The sequence below is a fragment of the Herbaspirillum sp. VT-16-41 genome, from assembly GCF_001994935.1.
Taxonomy (GTDB): Bacteria; Pseudomonadota; Gammaproteobacteria; order Burkholderiales; family Burkholderiaceae_D; genus Herbaspirillum; species Herbaspirillum frisingense.
The window spans coordinates 110,539-127,560 of sequence record NZ_MUXB01000133.1 but is presented as its reverse complement, the minus strand read 5'-3'; the positions used below and the strand labels follow the sequence as shown (position 1 = coordinate 127,560).

Here is a 17,022-nt window from a genome sequence, read left to right as displayed (position 1 = left end):
AATGAGTGTCGCCTTTCCTGATCGCCTGATGCCAGGCCTGCCTTACCCCCTGGGCGCCAGCTCCGATGGCCTGGGGGTCAATTTTGCGGTGTTCTCGGCCAACGCCACCCGCATGGATCTCTGCCTGTTCGACCCCTCCGGCAAGCGCGAACTCAAGCGCATCCAGCTGCCCGAATGCACCGACGAGGTGTGGCACGGTTACCTGCCAGGCGCCGCCCCGGGGCTGGTCTATGGCTTCCGCGCCCATGGCCCCTACGAACCCAACAAGGGCCATCGCTTCAACCCCAACAAGCTGCTGCTGGACCCCTATGCCAAGCGCCTGGTGGGCCAGGTGCGCTGGACTGATGCGCTCTACGGCTACCGCCTGCATTCGGCCCGCGCCGACCTGTCCTTCGACCGGCGCGACAGCGCCGCCGCCATGCCCAAGGCCATGGTCACCGAAGACGCCTTCGTCTGGGAACATGACCGCCTGCCGCAGGTGCCGTGGAACAAGACCGTGATCTACGAGGCCCACGTCAAGGGCATCTCCAGGATGCGCGAAGACCTGCTGCCGCACGAACGCGGCACCTTCGCCGCGCTGTCCGATCCGGCCTTCATCGACCACCTGCTGCGCCTGGGCGTGACCACACTGGAACTGATGCCGGTGCATGCCTTCCTGCAGGACAGCTTCCTGGTCGAACGGGGCCTGAGCAACTACTGGGGCTACAGCACGCTCTCGTATTTCGCGCCCGAGCCGTCCTACATGTCCATGGGCGACCCCAACGAGCTGCGCATGGCCGTGCGACGCCTGCACAGCGCCGGCATCGAGGTCATCCTCGACGTGGTCTACAACCACACCAGCTGCGGCAGCGAACTGGGCCCCACACTGTCCTTCCGCGGCCTGGACAATGCCAGCTACTTCCGCCTCATGCCCGGTCAGGAGCGCTATCACATCAATGACACCGGCTGTGGCAACACGCTGAACCTGTCACACCCGCGGGTGTTGCAGATGGTGCTGGATTCGCTGCGCTACTGGGCGCAGTCCTTCCATATCGACGGCTTCCGCTTCGACCTCGGCTCCACCCTGGGGCGCGAACCGCATGGCTTCGACCCCGGTTCGGGCTTCTTCGATGCGCTGCTGCAGGACCCCGTGCTGTCGCGCCTGAAGCTCATTTCCGAACCCTGGGACATTGGCCCCGGCGGCTACCAGCTGGGCAACCATCCGGCCCGTTTCGGCGAATGGAACGACAAGTTCCGCGACGACATGCGCAAGTTCTGGAAGGGCGACGAGTCCATGCGCGGCGGCTTCGCCCAGCGCATGCTGGGTTCGGCCGAGCTGTTCGAACACCATCGCCGCAAGCCCTGGGCCAGCATCAACTTCATCGCCTCGCATGACGGCTTCACCCTGCGTGACCTGGTCAGCTACAACGGCAAGCACAACGAGGCCAATGGCGAGAACAACAACGACGGCCACAACGACAACGCCAGCTACAACTGGGGTGCCGAAGGCGAGACCGACGATGCCGCCATCCAGGCCACCCGCGCCAATGTGCAACGCTCCATGCTGGCCTCGACCCTGCTGGCGCAAGGCACGCCGATGCTGCTGGCCGGCGACGAATTCAACCGCAGCCAGGGCGGCAACAACAATGCCTACTGCCAGGACAATGAGATCTCCTGGATCAACTGGGAGCAGGCCCGCTCGCCCGAAGGCGCTGCGCTGACCGCCTTCGTGGGCCGCGTCACCGCCATCCGCCGCGACTTCGAGGTCCTGCGCGCCAGCTATTTCCTGCATGGCGCGCAGATGGTGGCCGACGGCCTGCCCGATGTGGCCTGGTTCGACGAGGCGGCGCGCCCGGTCTCCAGCGAAGACTGGAACAACCCGGTGGCCCGCGCCATCACCCTGCAACTGGCCGGCAAGCGCCAGGAGGCGCACAAGCAGCTGAGTTCGCGCATCCAGGACGCCGCCAATACCGATGCGCCCGGCGACATTCCCGAAGCCATCCCGGATGTGCTGACGATCTTCGTCAATGCCGGTCATGAGCCGATCGAATTCCACTTCCCCCGCACCGAAGGCGAATATTGTCTCCTGCTGGACAGCGCCCAGCCCACCGGCATGCCGGAAGGCGAGGGTGCAGCGGCCAGGGTGCAGGGCAGTGCCACGGTGCAGGTACAGGCCCATAGCCTGCAAGTGTTCGCCAACCGGCCGCTGCACCTGTCCTCGGCCATCTACCCGCTGGCGGCCAATGAATGGATTGCCCGCAACGAATGGGGAGAGCGCGCATGACGGCCCGCTTTTCGCTGCCGCTGCCTTTTGGCGCCCAGGTCACGGCGCCTGGTCAGGTGCGTTTTCGCATCTGGGCACCTGGCGCCGATGCGGCTGCGGTGGAGATCACCGGAGGCGGCCGCCTGCCGATGTCACCCGATTCCGCGGCGCCGGGCTGGTACGTACTGGACACCGCCTGCGAACCCGGCACCCTCTATCGCTACGTCCTGCACTCAAAGGTGGAGGGCGAAGTCACCGTCCCCGATCCGGCCTCGCGCGGCCAGGCCGGGGACGTCTTCGATCCCAGCGTGGTGGTGGATGCCCACGCCTACCAATGGCAATACCCGCACTGGCAAGGCCGGCCCTGGGAAGAAACGGTGCTCTACGAGCTCCATCCCGGCGCCATGGGTGGCTTTGCCGGCATCCAGCAGCGCCTGGCGGAACTGGCCGAGCTGGGCATCACCGCCATCGAACTGATGCCGGTGGCCGAATTCCCCGGCGCCCACAACTGGGGGTATGACGGCGTGCTGCCCTTCGCCCCTGACGCCAGCTATGGCACGCCCGAACAACTCAAGGCGCTCATCGATACCGCGCATGGTCTGGGGATGATGGTGTTCCTCGATGTGGTGTACAACCACTTCGGCCCGGCCGGAAACTATCTCAACAGCTATGCTCCGGAGTTCTTCCGGCACGACAGCAACACCCTGTGGGGGGCGACCATCGATTTCCGGCGCCCCGAGGTGGCCGATTTCTTCACCCTCAATGCCCTCTACTGGCTGCAGGAATACCGCTTCGACGGCCTGCGCCTGGATGCCGTGCATGCCATCTGCGAGCCGGACTGGCTGGTCAGCCTGGGCCATCGCATCCGCCAGGAGATCGGTACCGAACGTCATGTCCACCTGGTGCTGGAACACGACGGCAATGCCGCCCATCTGCTGGGCTATGGTGACCAGGGCGAACAGGTCGCCGATCCCGATCAGGGCGAAGTGCGGCCGCGTACCAGCCATGTCTACGATGCCCAATGGAATGACGACGCACACCATGTCCTGCATGTGCTGTTGACCGGCGAAGACGGCGGCTACTACAGCGCCTACGCCGAGCAGCCGGCCGAGAAACTGGCGCGCTGCCTGCAGCAGGGCTTCGTCTACCAGGGCGAGGTCTCTCCGTACTCCGGGGAGCCCCGCGGCGAACCCAGCGCCGAGCTCCCGCCTACGGCCTTCGTCAACTTCCTGCAGAACCACGACCAGATCGGCAACCGCGCCTTCGGTGAACGGCTCACCGTACTGGCCCATCCGCTGGCCCTGCATGCCGCGCAGGCCCTGATCCTGCTGGCGCCGCAAGTGCCGATGCTGTTCATGGGCGAGGAATTCTGCGCCGTGCAGCCTTTCCTGTACTTCACCAGCCATCAGGACGAGGCCCTGGCCACGGCCGTGCGGGAAGGGCGGCGACGCGAATTTTCCCGCTTCCCGCAATTCGCCGATCCGCAGTTGCTGGAGCAGATTCCCGATCCCAACAGCTTCGCCACCTTCGTCTCATCCATCCCCGAGCCGGGTCCGGCACCGGGTTCGGCGGCCTGCCTGCGCCGTGTGGCCGAACTGCTGCACATCCGCAAGCTGCATATCGCACCCTACCTGCGCGGCGCGCGCGCGCTGGAGGCCCGTGCCATCGGTCCCAAGGCGGTGCAGGCGCGCTGGCGCCTGTCCAACGGCAGCGTGCTCAACATCACGGTCAACCTGGATGAGCAGCCGCTGCAGGAGTCGCTGGACCAACTGGCCCATCCGGCTGGCGCCGATGTGCTCTTCGACAGTGGTGCCGTGCTGGAAACCCTGGCCGAGGGTACGTTCCCGCCGCACGCCATCCTGGCCCTGCGTGAACCGGCCGCGGACACGATGTCGACCCAGCCTATCGGGAGACCGACATGAGCAGCACTGTCATGCGCGAAGCCGCGCCATCCCGAATGTCAGCTCCCGTGCCACGCCCGGCCCCGGCCCCGGTCACCCAGGAAAGCGATCTCTATCGCCTGGCACGCAAGGCCGGCATCGCCGTGCAATGGACCGACGCCTACGACCAGCCGCAGGTGGTGCAGGAAGACGCGCTGCGCGCCATTCTGGCCGCACTGGGCTTGCCCTGTGCCAGCCCGGGCGACTGTCGCGACAGCCTGGCCGAGCTGGATCGTCAGCAGGCGGTGGGCTACCTGCCACCGCTGCTGACCGGGGTGCTGCACCAGCCGGTGGCGCTGCCCATGCATTCGCGCCTGCACGGCCTGTCCTGCCGCGTGGAGCTGGAAAACGGCGCACGCCTGATGCTGCTGATTTCCTCCGACCTGAACCGCCCGCCGACCTTGCCGCCCATCGAGGTGCTCGGCTATCACCGTCTGCTGGTGGCCGGCCATATCCTCACGCTGGCCATCGCCCCCGCGCGCTGCTACACCATTGCCGACGCCCTGGCCGACCGTGGCAGCGCGCGCGGCTGGGCACTGGCGGCCCAGGTCTATGGTCTGCGCAGCGACAGCCTGAACCCGGCCCGCACCATCTACGGCGACGGCGGCATCGGGCATTTCGGCGCGCTCAAGGCGCTGGCACCGATGGCAGCCGAGTACGGCGCAGCGGCGCTGGCGATGTCGCCACTGCACGCCATGTTTGCCGCCGACCCCGGCCGCAGCAGCCCCTATTCGCCTTCCAGCCGGCTGTTCCTTAATCCTTTCCTGATCGACCCTGCCGGCATTCTCGGCGAAGAGGCCCAGGCTCAGGTGCTGGCCGAGGGGGGATCGGAAATGATCGCCGCCCATGAGCGCCTGCAGCAGGCCAGCCTGATCGACTGGCAGCGCGCTGGTGCGCATCGCCTGACGTTGCTGCGCCGCCTGTACGCCTTGTTCCGTACCGAACAGGCGGGGCAGGGACAGCACGCACACCATCAGGCCGCCTTCAAGGCCTTCCAGAGTGCCGGGGGCGCGGCCCTGCATGCGCATGCGCTGTATGAGGCCTATAGCCACCACCTGGCCGCGCAAGGCGTGGCCGGCAGTTGCGACTGGCGCCAATGGGGCCAGGCCGGCCTGCATCCGGAGACCCCCGAGATGCGCGCCTTCGCCGAACAGCATGCCGGCGAGATCGATTTCCACCTGTTCCTGCAATGGCAGGCCGCGCATCAACTGGGCCAGGCCCAGCAGGCCGCCCGCGATGCCGGCATGCCCATCGGCCTGATCGCCGACCTCGCCGTCGGTGCCGACAATGGCGGCAGCCAGGCCTGGAGCCATCAGGCCGAGATCGCCGCCGGCCTGACCGTGGGCGCGCCGCCGGACCGCCTGGCCCCGCAAGGCCAGAACTGGGGGCTGGGCGCGTTCTCGCCGCTAGCCCTGCGCCGTACCGGCTACCAGGGCTACCTGGCGATGTTGCGCGCCTGCTTCGCCCAGGGCGGCGGCGTGCGCATCGACCACGTGCTTGGCTTGAACCGGCTCTGGCTGGTGCCGCAAGGACTGGACGCCGATGCCGGTGCCTACGTCAGCTATCCGCAGCAGGACCTGCTGCGCCTGATCGCGCTGGAATCCTGGCGCCACCGGGCCGTCGTGATCGGCGAAGACCTGGGTACGGTGCCACCCGGCTTCGACCAGGCACTGGATACGGCGGGCGTGGCCGGCATCCGCGTGCTCTTGTTCCAGCGTGACAAAACCGGCTTCCTGCCGCCGGCCGACTGGTCGGATCAGGCCATTGCCGTGACGACCACGCACGACCTGCCCACCGTGGCCGGATGGTGGTCCGGTGCCGACATCGCCTGGCGCGACCGCCTGGGCCATCTGGATGAAGGCGTGGCCGCCGCGCAGGAACAGCGCAGCCAGGACCGCCGCCAGCTGTGGCACAGCCTGGTCGAGCAGGGACGGGCCAGCGGCCCCTTGCCAGAGGTGGCACAGGCCCTCGTCGAGGAGGTGTCGGAAGAACACCATCCTGCCAGCCTGGAAGACTGCGCCATCGCCGTCGACGCCGCACTGGATATGGTGGCCGCCACGCCCTCACCGCTGGCCGTGGTGCCGGTGGAAGATATCCTCGGCCTGAGCCAGCAACCCAATCTGCCCGGCCTGACCGACCCCCACCCCAACTGGCGCCGCCGCCTGCCGGCCGATACGCCACAGCTGTTTGCCGCCTATGCCGCCCGGGCCAGGCTGGAACGCCTGCGCCGCGTGCGCGGCTGCGGCCCCAAGGAGACCTGATGCCCGACCCGACCGCACCCCATCCGCATGGTGAGCGCAGTGACCGCCGTGGGCGCAATGACATCCCGCGCGCCACCGCCCGTCTGCAGCTGCATCGCGATTTCCGTTTCGAACATGCCGCCGAGGTGGTGGATTACTACCATCGCCTGGGTGTCAGCCATTACTACCTGTCACCCATCCTGGTCGCCCGTCCCGGTTCCACCCATGGATACGACGTGGTGGACGCCACCCGCATCAACCCCGAACTGGGCGGCGAGAAAGGCCTGCGCCAGCTGTGCCAGCGCCTGCATGCCAAGGGCATGGGTGTGATCGTCGACATCGTCCCCAATCACATGGCCGTGGGCCAACACAATGCCTGGTGGCAGGATGTGCTCCGCTGGGGCCGTCACAGCCACCACGCCGACTGGTTCGACATCGAGTGGGACAGTGCCGACCCGGCCCTGGCCGGCAAGGTCCTGCTGCCTTTCCTCGGCCAGCCCTATGCCGAGGCACTGGAAGCCGGCGAACTGGTGCTACGCCTGGATACCGAACGGGGTGAGCTCTATGTGGCGCACCACGACAACGTCTTCCCCCTGGCCATGCAAGACCACGCGGTGGTGCTGGAGACCGCCGGCAGCCCACGTCTGGCGGAGCTCATCAGCGCCTTCCAGGCGGTCGAAGCCGGTCACCCCGAGCAGTACCGCCGGGCAGCGCAGGCCTGCAATCTGATGCGCAGCCTGGCCGCCGACCCCGATGTGCTGGCCGATATCGACGCCGCCCTGGCAGCCTTCTCCGCCGTGCAGCCGCATGGACGTAGCGCCATGCACGAACTGCTGGAACGCCAGCATTACCGCCTGGCCTACTGGCGCAACGCGGCTGACGAGATCAACTGGCGCCGCTTCTTCGAAGTCAGCGAACTGGTCGGCATGCGGGTCGAACGCGAGGATGTGTTCGAGGCCATGCACGCCGAGATCTTCCGCCTCTATGGGGAAGGCCTCATCGACGGCCTGCGCCTGGACCACATCGACGGCCTGACCGACCCGGCCGCCTACTGCCAGCGCCTGCGGGCGCGTCTGCGCAGCCTGCGACCCGGCCACGAACCCTATCTGATCGCAGAAAAAATCCTGGCCGGCGACGAGATGCTGCCGCCCGGCTGGGCACTCGATGGCAGCACCGGCTATGAATTCATGGACCAGTGCGCAGCCGTCCTGCACGATGGCGAAGGCGAACCGGTGTTGGAAGAGCTGTGGCGCGACATCGTCGGCGAAGTCACGCCGACAGTGGATCACATGCAGGGCCATGCAGCGGGCGAGCTCAGCCATTTCCCGACCATCGTGCAGCAGGCGCGCCGCAGTTTTCTGGTGCGCAATTTCGCCGCCGAATTCAATGCCCTCACGCACTGCCTGCACCAGCTCGCCCGCACCGCAACGCAGACCCGCGACCTGACACGGATGTCCATCCGTCGCTGCGTGGCCGAATTGCTGGTGCATTTCCCGGTCTATCGCACCTATGCCAACGCCGAAGGCATGCCCGCCCTGGACCGTGAGCTGCTGGCCCGCACCGCCCGCACGGCGGCGACCACCCTGCACGCCGCCGACCACCCGACGCTGCATGTGGTGGAAGGCTGGCTGGGCGGGGACCTCCTGCTCAATAGCAGCGATGCCCGCCGCCGCGCGTTGCAACTGCGCGCCATCGCCCGCTTCCAGCAACTGACGCCGCCGCTGACGGCCAAGTCCATGGAAGACACCGCCTTCTATCGCTATGGGCGCCTGCTGTCGCGCAACGAAGTGGGCGCCGAACCGGCCCACCTCTCGCTCTCCGTGGCGCACTTCCACCAGCTGGCCGCGCGCCGCGCCGAACAGACGCCCTACAGCCTCCTGGCCACTGGTACGCACGACCACAAGCGCGGCGAAGATGCCCGCATGCGCCTGGCCGCGCTCTCCGAGATCGCCGAGGAATGGGCCACCGTGCTGCGCCACTGGCATCAACTCAATGCCCCCATCGTCGCGGCCACCGCCGGTCCGCAGGGCGGCATCGACGCCGTCGACGAAAGCATGCTCTACCAGACGCTGGTAGGCGCCTGGCCCGATGGCATGCGTGCCGGCGACGACGACTTGAGCGCCCTGGGCCAACTGGCCGAACGCGTCATCGAATGGCAGCGCAAGGCCCTGCGCGAAGCCAAGCGGCGCAGCGACTGGGTGGCACCCCAGCAGGATTATGAAGACGCCTGCGAACGCTTCACCCGCGCCTTGCTGTGCGACCCCGGACTGGACCCGCGCCATCATCCCTTCCTCACCGAACTGGAAGACTTCGTCCGTCGCCTGGGCCCGCTGGGTGCCATCAACAGCCTGTCGCAGACCATGCTCAAGCTGGCCAGCCCAGGCGTGCCGGACCTCTACCAGGGTAGCGAGCTCTGGGACCTGAGCATGGTCGACCCAGACAATCGCCGACCGGTGGATTTCGCCCTGCGCGCGCGTCGTCTGGACGAGGCCACCAGCCGCCCGGTCTCCCTGCGCGAATGGCAGAGCGGCGGCGCCAAGCAGCAACTGATCCATGCGGTGCTGCAGTACCGGCGCCGCCATGCGCCACTCTTCGCCGACGGTGGATACATCCCCCTCACGGCCCATGGCAAGCTGGCGCGCCACGTCATCGCCTTTGCCAGATTGCTGCCGGTGGAGCAGGGCGATGAAGCGCAGGGCCTACAGGTGGTGGTCGTCATCTGTACCCGACTGGCGGGCCACCTGCTGTCCTTCGAAGGACGTCGTGAAGAAGCCTTGCCGTTGATCTCTGCCCAGGCCTGGGGCGATACCAGCATCGCGCTCCCGCAGTCACTGTCGCATGAGGCCTGGCAAGGCATGCGCGTCTGGCGTAGCGTCCTCACCAGCGGCCAGGGTCAGCTGGAGGAATGCGCCATGCCCGATGGCGAACGGGGTGGCAGCATCGCCGTGGCGGAGATTCTGGGGAGTTTGCCGGTGGAGATGCTGGAGTTGCATCTGGAGTGAGGGAAGGAGGGGGGCGCCTCCCCTCGAAGCAGCCCCGGGTCGATGTTGCCCGGGTCTGCTGCCATGCTGCCAGTTTTTGCTGCCGGCGCTTCTTAAGCGGCTAGTATTGCCATGGGTTTTGTAGCCACCATCAGAGTTGGCCTCGACCCCGACATTAGCCGGATTGAGACGCGTATCAAGTCCGGAAGATGGCGTAATGAGGGGTGTGATGCTTTCTAGGATTGTTCAATCATGTTGACCTTTCGGTTGAATGGAAGTCCGACAGAAATGCGTCGGTGACGACGACCGCCAAGCAGATGCCATCGACGGGTGCGTCCACGCGACTCAGGTTTTCGTTCTGCGCTAGAGGGCGGAGAAATAGAAAAACTTGATTGACGCGAAACCAGATGAGTACCAGAGCGACTGCGAAAGGTAGGTGCGTGGGCACGCAGATGAATCAGTTTTCATGCGGTAGTGGGCGATCTCCTGGACGAGACATGCCACCGCAAACGGCGCTAGATAAAAGATGATGGTGACAAATCTCCGGGGCGAAAAAAATAGCTGATCCGTGAGAAGAAGCGTCAAGCCGGCAGCAAGGGAACCGGTGATGAAATACATCAGAGGCTTTACGAAGAAGTGCCCAGCATCGTTAGGCCTCCTGTGCCGGCGCGGCCATTGGGACGAGCGCGCAACGGCAGAGTGCGCGACATCGACGATGGTCCGAAAAAAGTCGAGCAAGCTTTTTTCCATGACGTCAGAGGACAATCCACCGTTGCTCCCTCCAGACCAAGGCCAGCAAGCCCGCGACAATCAGGTAGGGGCCGAAGGCCATGGGCTGGTCGGGGTCACGGTGGCGCACTTTCGTCTGCCACAGGCCGACCACTGCCGCACCGGTGGAGGCCAGCACGATGATGTGCAGCAGCGGTCCCCAGCCGAACCAGGCGCCGAGCGCGGCAAGCAGCTTGAAGTCGCCGTAGCCCATCCCCTCCTTGCCGGTGAAATAGAAGCAGATCCAGTAGATGCTCCATAGCGCCGCGTATCCCGCAGCCACACCCCAGAAGGCCTCGCGCAGCGGCACGAAGGCGGCAAATGAATTGAAGAAGAGCCCCAGCCAGAGCAATGGCTGGGTAAGGCAGTCCGGCAGGATCTGGTGATTGAGGTCGATGAAGAAGAGGGCGATCAACGTCCATAGCAGCAGCCATGTACCGACGGTTTGCGAGGTCGGGCCGAAGTGCCAGGCGGTGGCGACGGTCGCCACGGCGCTGGCCACTTCGACCAGCGGATAGCGCACCGGAATGTGGGTCTTGCAGCCGGCGCAACGGCCGAGCAGGTAGAGGTAACTCAGGACCGGGATGTTTTCGGCAGCACGTACCGGCCGCTTGCAGGCGGGGCAATGGGAACCGGGCCAGGCCAGCGTCATGGCGGGCGGCAGTGTTTCCGGTCCCTCTTCAGGGGCGGTCGACGCCTGCTCGCCAGGGGCGTTGTGAGCGGCTTCTAGCATGACGGGCAGGCGGTAGATCACCACGTTCAGAAAGCTGCCGATACAGAGCCCGATCATCAAGGTCATGAAGAAGACGACGAGGGGATGGTCATAAGACATGTCGGGCAAGATAAGCATGCGGTGTTCCTTGAAGGGGGAAAGAGGGCTGCAGCGGCACCGCTGCTACATGGCGTCCTTGAGCAGGTGGCGCAGGCGGCCGATAACCTGGGTGGCGTAGCGGGCGCGCTTGTCGGGGCTGACGGCGTTGTAGGCACCGACGGCCTCCCAGCTCACACCCATGCGCTGGAAATTGGAGCCGAGTATCCAGGCGCCGACGTGGATGTTGGTGCAGGCATCGAGGAGATCTGCTTCGCTGATGTGATGGCGCGCCAGAAAGCCAAGCCAGCTGGAATTGATCTGCATGATGCCGATGTCGCGCGTGCCATTGGCATTGCGGTGCAGGGCCCTGGGGTTCAGGCCCGACTCCTGTTGCGCAATGGCCTGCAGGATCAGCGGGGACACGCCATAGCGGGTCCCCGCCTGTTCGAAGCACAGCTCGGCCGCTGCTGCCGGCGCGACGCACAAGGTGCCGGCCAGTGCAACGGCCAGTGTGATGGCCAATGCCAGGGGCTTGTAGCTCCGAAGCATTCAGTGCCCGTCCTCTGGTGAAGGAGGGCTGGCCTTGAGCGCGAGGGCGGCACTGAAAAAGAACGCCGGTGCCCCCAGCACCATCGACAGCATGATGGCGCCGGGGTAGCTCAACACCCGCAGGTGGCCCAGTACAAAGGCCAGCAACAGGCTCGCTACGCAGAGTAGCGGCAGAACCGTGGTACGCGTCCGACCGGCGACGGCGACCGGCAACTCACGCCAGCGTGCACGCCGCAGGCGGAAGTACAGGTAACCCAGCAAGAACGGGCCGCCGTAGGCCAGCAGCAGGAACAGCAGAATCAGCATCAAGTCGGCAGCCTGCATCGCTTACTCCGTCGCCAGGTAGGTCCAGCGTTTTTTCTTGAACATGACAAGCTGGTAGTAGTGGGTTTCGCCGTAGTCGGTGCCCCCTTTGTTGTAGAAGTTGAATTCGAGGTACATCGGTTCGAAAAACACTTCGCGTCGGTCCGGGCCACCGCTGGTTCCATCGTCATCGAGATAGCAATTCATGCAGCTGAAGGCCGGTCTTCTGAACATGGGCTTGGTCCATTCCGACGGGTCCATGGGGGTCATGTAACTGAAGTGGAAGCGCACCCGGCTGAAGTTTTCGTAGGGGAAGTCACCACCGGCCGGTTGAGCCAGGGCATAGAGTCCGTCGTCGTCGCCGATCATCGGCTTGGTGTTTTCCCAGGTATCGATGACGACGCCATTTTTAATGTGTTTCAGGGTGACCTTCCCGGTAATCGCCTGGCCCCACCACCACGAACCGAGCACGTTGCGGTGCCAATCCTTCCAGCGAAAATCGGCGGCCAGATATTCGTTGGGGTCGATGATCTCTTCCGTCAGTTTCTTGAACGGCATCCTCCACTGGGCGGCACCGCTGCCATTGGATGTGCATCGCAGGATGCCAGCCTGATCGCCGTTGCCGTTGCTGGCCATGGCATTGATCTGGTCGGTATTGCAGCTGTCTCCTTCTCTGGCCACTTCCGCCTTGGCGCGTGCATAGATGCTGGTCGCCCAACTCAGGCCACCATCACTGCCGGCCTGGCAGACCAGCAGATTGGTCGTGCCTTGCGCCGTGATCTCAGCGGCCATCATGCCTTTGGTGGTGCAGGATTGACCCGCGACCTGGTTGCCCATGGCGGCGGCCTGCCACTTTCTGCTCCTGCAGATTGCCATCAGGCCGTTGGGCAGATAGGCGGTCGAGCCCTCCGGGCTGCAGCTGTCGCCGGCACTGACCTGGCTCAGACCATAATTGTTATTGGCCACCTCCCAGTAGTTGGCGGTGCACATCATCAATCGGCCATTGGCGTCTTGCGCCAGGGCGAGATTCTCCAGACACCCCATGCCCACCGTGACGTAATTGCCATAGGCCAGCAAACGGGCACCGCTGTCGGAGAACTGCGCGGCATTCTCGATGTTCAGCCTGGAGGTGCGTATGCCGCCATTGGCGTTCAACTCGCCAGCGACAGTCAGCGCCTTGGTCATCTTCACCGGCGCCTTGAAGGTAGCCTCGCCATTGACCACCAGCGACTGGATATCGGTGGCGCCCTGGGCCACCAGGTTGCCCAGCGCGGTCAACGTGCCTTTCACAGCCAGTGTGCTGTTGAGATTGGCGGCGTCATTGGCGGTCAGGGTGCCGGTGGTCAAGCTGGTGGTCGTCAGCGTATTGCTGGTCAGGGTCTGGGTGGTCATGCCCTGGGCCGTCAGCTGATTCACATTGTTGATCGAGTGCTTGGCAAAATCCCAGTCTGCCGTCGGCTTGAGCGAGCCATCGCGACGGATCAGCTCCAGCGTGGCGGCTGCCGCATAGCCATTGCGCCAGGCCAGGATGCCGTGTACGCCCTTGGCGCCGGCTTTGGTGGTCTTCTGCACCGGATTGGTGACGCTCCAGGCACCTGCATAGGCTTTGAGGTCGAACTGCGGATTGATGCTGCTGGTGTCGGTATCGCGATCGGGCTGGCCCGAGGTCGCGCCGGCACCATTGGACATGCGCAGCAGCGCTGACATGTCGGCGTGCACCAGCGCATAGGGCTGCACGTTGAAGACCAGCGAATCCAGATTGACATCGGTTCCGGCCGGCGTGCGCGTGATGACGATGCCGTAGACGTTGTCATGCCTGGCGGCCGCGCTGCCGCTGGCGCCGCCCGTGACCACCGTGGCACGTACCGGCAGCAGGGGCGCGGCAGGAATCTGCCGGTCCACCAGACCGAGGGTCTGCAGGTCGGCCAGCGTCGGCTGCAGGATATTGTCAACCTGATGGGTCTTGCTGGCACCGGCGGCATCGGTATAGCTGGCCGCGAACTGGCATGACTTGACAGGGCTGCCCGAGGCCGGGTGGTTCACCTTGGCGCAGCTGTCCGGGTGGGTGCTTCGGTCAATGATGTGCGGATAGTACAGCGTCATGTAGGCACCGACGCCATTGTTGATGCGGGCATAGACCGCGTTCTGTGCCTCCAGCAAGGCAGCCTGGCGCTGCTGCGAGGCCCAATCGGTGCCGACGGCGCCGACTGCGCCCAGCATGGCCGTGGACACCAGCGCCTGGCCGAGTGCGAAGCCACGGTGACGGCGTCGGGTGTGGCGCTGCCCTGGATCAAGGGGTGTGCTGCGCCGGGGCAGGCACAGCAACTGCTGCGAGATGCGACGAAGTAGGGTAGTCATCAGTTCCTCTGGGAAGTTTGTTGCGTTTTCTTTTGCACGGCACTCTGCAGTTGTTGTGTGGTCGCCATGAAGCCGAGAAGCATGGAGGCCAGCGCGACACCGCAGAGCAGGAGCATCACGCTGTTGAGACGGGCAGACGATTTTTCGATGGAAGTGGCGATGCGGTCGATGGAGCCGGTGCCGATCTTGACGAAGGCCTCCACCGGGTCGCGGCGTTCGGAGGCGTCCATGATGCGGTCTTCCAGATCCTGGTTGAGCACGCCGGTGCCGAAGGCGGCGCCGAAGTTTTCGGCATTGGCCGAGCTGATGCCGCGCAGGATGCTGCGTACGTGCCAGCGCATCCACGGGGTGGAATAGCGCACCGCCTGCTCCAGCGAGGAGCGCAGGGAAATGCCCGAGCGCATCAGCGAGGCCAGCGAGACGATCAGCATGGCGCCGGAATAGTCGCGGTAGACGCTGTAAGGCAGGCGCTTGTCGAACGGTCGCCGACTTCTCCCGGCCCAGTGGGCCAGTGAATAGAGGAAGGCGATGAACAGGACCACGTTGAGCCCGATCATCAGCAGCCCGTAATGCCGCACGCCGTTGGCAACGGCGGCCAGGGCTTTGCCGGAGGCCGGCCATTCGGTGACGGGCATGATCGATTCCAGCACCGGAATGGCGTAGAACGAAAAGCCCAGCAAGATGGCGTAGAACAGCGCGATCAGGAACAACGGATACATCACCGCACCCTTGATGGCGGCCGTCATGCGTTCGGTCTTTTCTACCGTGCCGGAGAGGAAGCGCAGGCCCTCGGCCACGCTGGCGTCGCCGGCGGTCTGGGCGGCATCGAGCATCATCAGCTCCGACGACGGTGCCACTCCCTCCAGCGCCGTGGCCAGCGAACCGTTGATGGCATTTCTGAGAATGTGGCGGTAGAGCAGGGCCATGCCGCGGTCGCGTTTGCGGGCGCGCTTCTCGTACTTCTTGAAGGTGGAAAACAGAGGTACCCGGTCTTCCAGCGACATGGCCAGGTCGAAGTAGAACTCGGCCCGGCGTGCGCGCAGGCGGCGCTTGGCCATGTTCAGTTGCAGGCGTTCAAATAGATTCATGGCATTCCCTTTTGCACGATCTGGCGGAATCCTTTGGGATGACCAAAGGTGGTCTTGAAGTAATAGGGGTCGACCTGCCCCTGGGCCAGGCTGTAGAGGGCATGGCCCCAGGCGGCCTTGCCGCGCATGTCCGGGGCATCGAAGGGGGCTACACGGGTGGCGTGGTAGTGGTCACGCGCATCCAGATCGCGCCCGGCCAGCAAGAGCCGCAGCAGGTCGTTGTCGGGCGTGATCACCTCGGCAGCCACGCATACGCCGCGGGTGCCGGCGTGCGACAGCTGGCTGTAATCCACGCCGGGGATGCGGCAATGGACGCAGCCGCTGTCGCTGGCGCACATCATCTGGTCGACGTCGAGGTCGAAGTAGACTTCATAGGCGTTGAGCTCCTCGGCTGACAGCCGCTCCCTGGCGGGCTGCTTGCAATGCGGGCAGTTCCTGGGCAGCAGCGCCTGATAGACCAGGATGGACAGGAATTCCGGATTGCAGACCGCATGCCGGTCCAGTCCCACCATCTTGGAGGTCAGGCGCGAGACGATGCCCAGCGCCGAGGTGGCATGCACGGTGGTGAAGATCTTGTGGCCGGTCTCGATAGCGGCCTGGGCGATTTCGCCGGAGAGCGGATCGCGCACCTCGCCGAACATGCCGATATCGGGGTCAAGCCGCAGAAAGGCCCGCATGGCGTTGAGGAAGGGGTTTTCCGCGCCGATGGCATTGGTCCGCTGCACCGAGAGATGGGTCACGCCCGGCACGATGTACTCGACCGGGTCTTCGATGGAAATGATCTTGCGTTCGCCGCCGGCCGCCAGCATCGACAGCATGGAATTGAGCGTGGTGGTCTTGCCCGAGCCGGTCACGCCGGCTACGAACACACCACCCCAGGCCGACTGCATGGCCAGGTCCAGTTGCTCCACCTGGCTGGGCAGGTAGCCCAGTTCCGGCAGGGTCTTGACCTTGCCGGAGGAGCTGGCGCTGGAATGCAGGATCCGCAGCACCACATCGAAACCGCCCACCGAGGGATGGCTCTGGTAGCGCAGGGTGAAATCGCGGTACTTGTTGCGGATCGGGATCATGGCCTGCTGCGGCAGGCGGGCATTGAAGGCGGCGTCCGAGCGTGACAATTCCTCGGCCTGCACGGTAAAGGCGGCGCTGACGGCATCAATGACGATCTGCGCCGGATAGCTGCCGATGCGGCGTATCACGCCATCCACGCGGGCGTTGAGCACGGCATAGTCGCCGCGTACCTCGAGATGGGCATCGCTGGCGCCGATCTCGATGGCGCGCCCGACCATGTCGGCGAAGTAGTTCAAGGGCTTGGATTCGGCGATGATGAGGTCGATGCCTGATACCGCTCTGGTCGCCGCTTCCTCGTGATTAGCCGCGACCTGATACTCAAGGATCTCGAAGACGATAGGTTCGGCCGTGAAGAACATGCGAGGCGTTTTACCGTCGCGCTTGAAACGGTCAAGGATGTGGAACCACTCCGAGGACAGGTTCACGCCACGGGTGGCGACCACCGCAATCAGGCCCGCTTCCATGTTCAGCACGGCGATGCGCTCCGGGTTGAAGGCGCGGTATTTCAGAGCCGGCCACATCTCCATCACGCTGCGGAACTGCGGCAGTTCCTCAGCGCGCCGGAGATGGGCCATCTCCAGGCCCGCGGATGGGGTGCGGTCGGGGAGCGCGCTGGTACTGCCCGCGCTACCCGTGCTGCCCACGTTGCTTATCTTGGCCATGCTGCTCAT

General features: G+C 65.2%; 11 protein-coding genes. 4 read left to right on the top strand and 7 right to left on the bottom strand.

The genetic code is table 11. From position 1 onward, the window contains the following. Position 1 precedes the first annotated feature (1 nt). The 4 genes from glgX to treY are packed head-to-tail and all read left to right on the top strand — an operon-like array spanning position 2 to position 9,424. Positions 2 to 2,263 carry a glycogen debranching protein GlgX gene (gene glgX / locus BTM36_RS22745; RefSeq protein ID WP_077238066.1) on the top strand — a complete coding sequence of 754 codons (2,262 nt, stop codon included), beginning with the start codon at positions 2 to 4 and terminating at the stop codon, positions 2,261 to 2,263. Next, the gene (treZ, locus tag BTM36_RS22740) at positions 2,260 to 4,164 is read left to right on the top strand and encodes a malto-oligosyltrehalose trehalohydrolase (RefSeq protein ID WP_077238065.1); all 1,905 of its coding nucleotides are present in this window, start codon (positions 2,260 to 2,262) and stop codon (positions 4,162 to 4,164) included. Before glgX ends, treZ begins: the two co-directional genes overlap by 4 nt. Continuing rightward, positions 4,161 to 6,443: a 4-alpha-glucanotransferase gene (gene malQ / locus BTM36_RS22735; protein ID WP_077238064.1), complete on the top strand. Its 2,283-nt coding sequence runs from the start codon at positions 4,161 to 4,163 to the stop codon at positions 6,441 to 6,443. The genes treZ and malQ overlap by 4 nt, the downstream gene beginning before the upstream one ends. Continuing rightward, entirely contained in the window at positions 6,443 to 9,424 is a 2,982-nt protein-coding gene (treY, locus tag BTM36_RS22730; RefSeq protein WP_077238063.1) for a malto-oligosyltrehalose synthase, read from the top strand. The genes malQ and treY overlap by 1 nt, the downstream gene beginning before the upstream one ends. A 342-nt stretch (positions 9,425 to 9,766) precedes the next feature. On the opposite strand, the gene BTM36_RS22725 is transcribed toward treY, so the two are convergent. From BTM36_RS22725 to BTM36_RS22695, 7 genes are read right to left on the bottom strand one after another with little or no spacing between them, the layout of a single operon-like run. Beyond that, the gene (locus tag BTM36_RS22725; RefSeq protein ID WP_077238062.1) at positions 9,767 to 10,153 is read right to left on the bottom strand and encodes a hypothetical protein; all 387 of its coding nucleotides are present in this window, start codon (positions 10,151 to 10,153) and stop codon (positions 9,767 to 9,769) included. A 4-nt stretch (positions 10,154 to 10,157) separates the two neighbouring features. Continuing rightward, positions 10,158 to 11,021: an A24 family peptidase gene (locus BTM36_RS22720; protein WP_077238061.1), complete on the bottom strand. Its 864-nt coding sequence runs from the start codon at positions 11,019 to 11,021 to the stop codon at positions 10,158 to 10,160. A 45-nt stretch (positions 11,022 to 11,066) separates the two neighbouring features. Beyond that, positions 11,067 to 11,531 (bottom strand): lytic transglycosylase domain-containing protein, encoded by a 465-nt coding sequence (locus tag BTM36_RS22715; protein WP_077238060.1) that lies wholly within the window; start codon positions 11,529 to 11,531, stop codon positions 11,067 to 11,069. Then, the gene (locus BTM36_RS22710; protein WP_077238059.1) at positions 11,532 to 11,855 is read right to left on the bottom strand and encodes a hypothetical protein; all 324 of its coding nucleotides are present in this window, start codon (positions 11,853 to 11,855) and stop codon (positions 11,532 to 11,534) included. 3 nt (positions 11,856 to 11,858) lie between these two features. After that, positions 11,859 to 14,192, bottom strand: a complete 2,334-nt coding sequence (locus BTM36_RS22705) for a polymer-forming cytoskeletal protein (RefSeq protein ID WP_077238058.1) — start codon at positions 14,190 to 14,192, stop codon at positions 11,859 to 11,861. Next, positions 14,192 to 15,280, bottom strand: coding sequence for a hypothetical protein (locus BTM36_RS22700; RefSeq protein ID WP_077238057.1), 1,089 nt, complete (start codon positions 15,278 to 15,280; stop codon positions 14,192 to 14,194). Before BTM36_RS22700 ends, BTM36_RS22705 begins: the two co-directional genes overlap by 1 nt. After that, positions 15,277 to 17,013, bottom strand: coding sequence for a GspE/PulE family protein (locus BTM36_RS22695; RefSeq protein ID WP_168189824.1), 1,737 nt, complete (start codon positions 17,011 to 17,013; stop codon positions 15,277 to 15,279). The genes BTM36_RS22700 and BTM36_RS22695 overlap by 4 nt, the downstream gene beginning before the upstream one ends. Positions 17,014 to 17,022 lie beyond the last annotated feature (9 nt).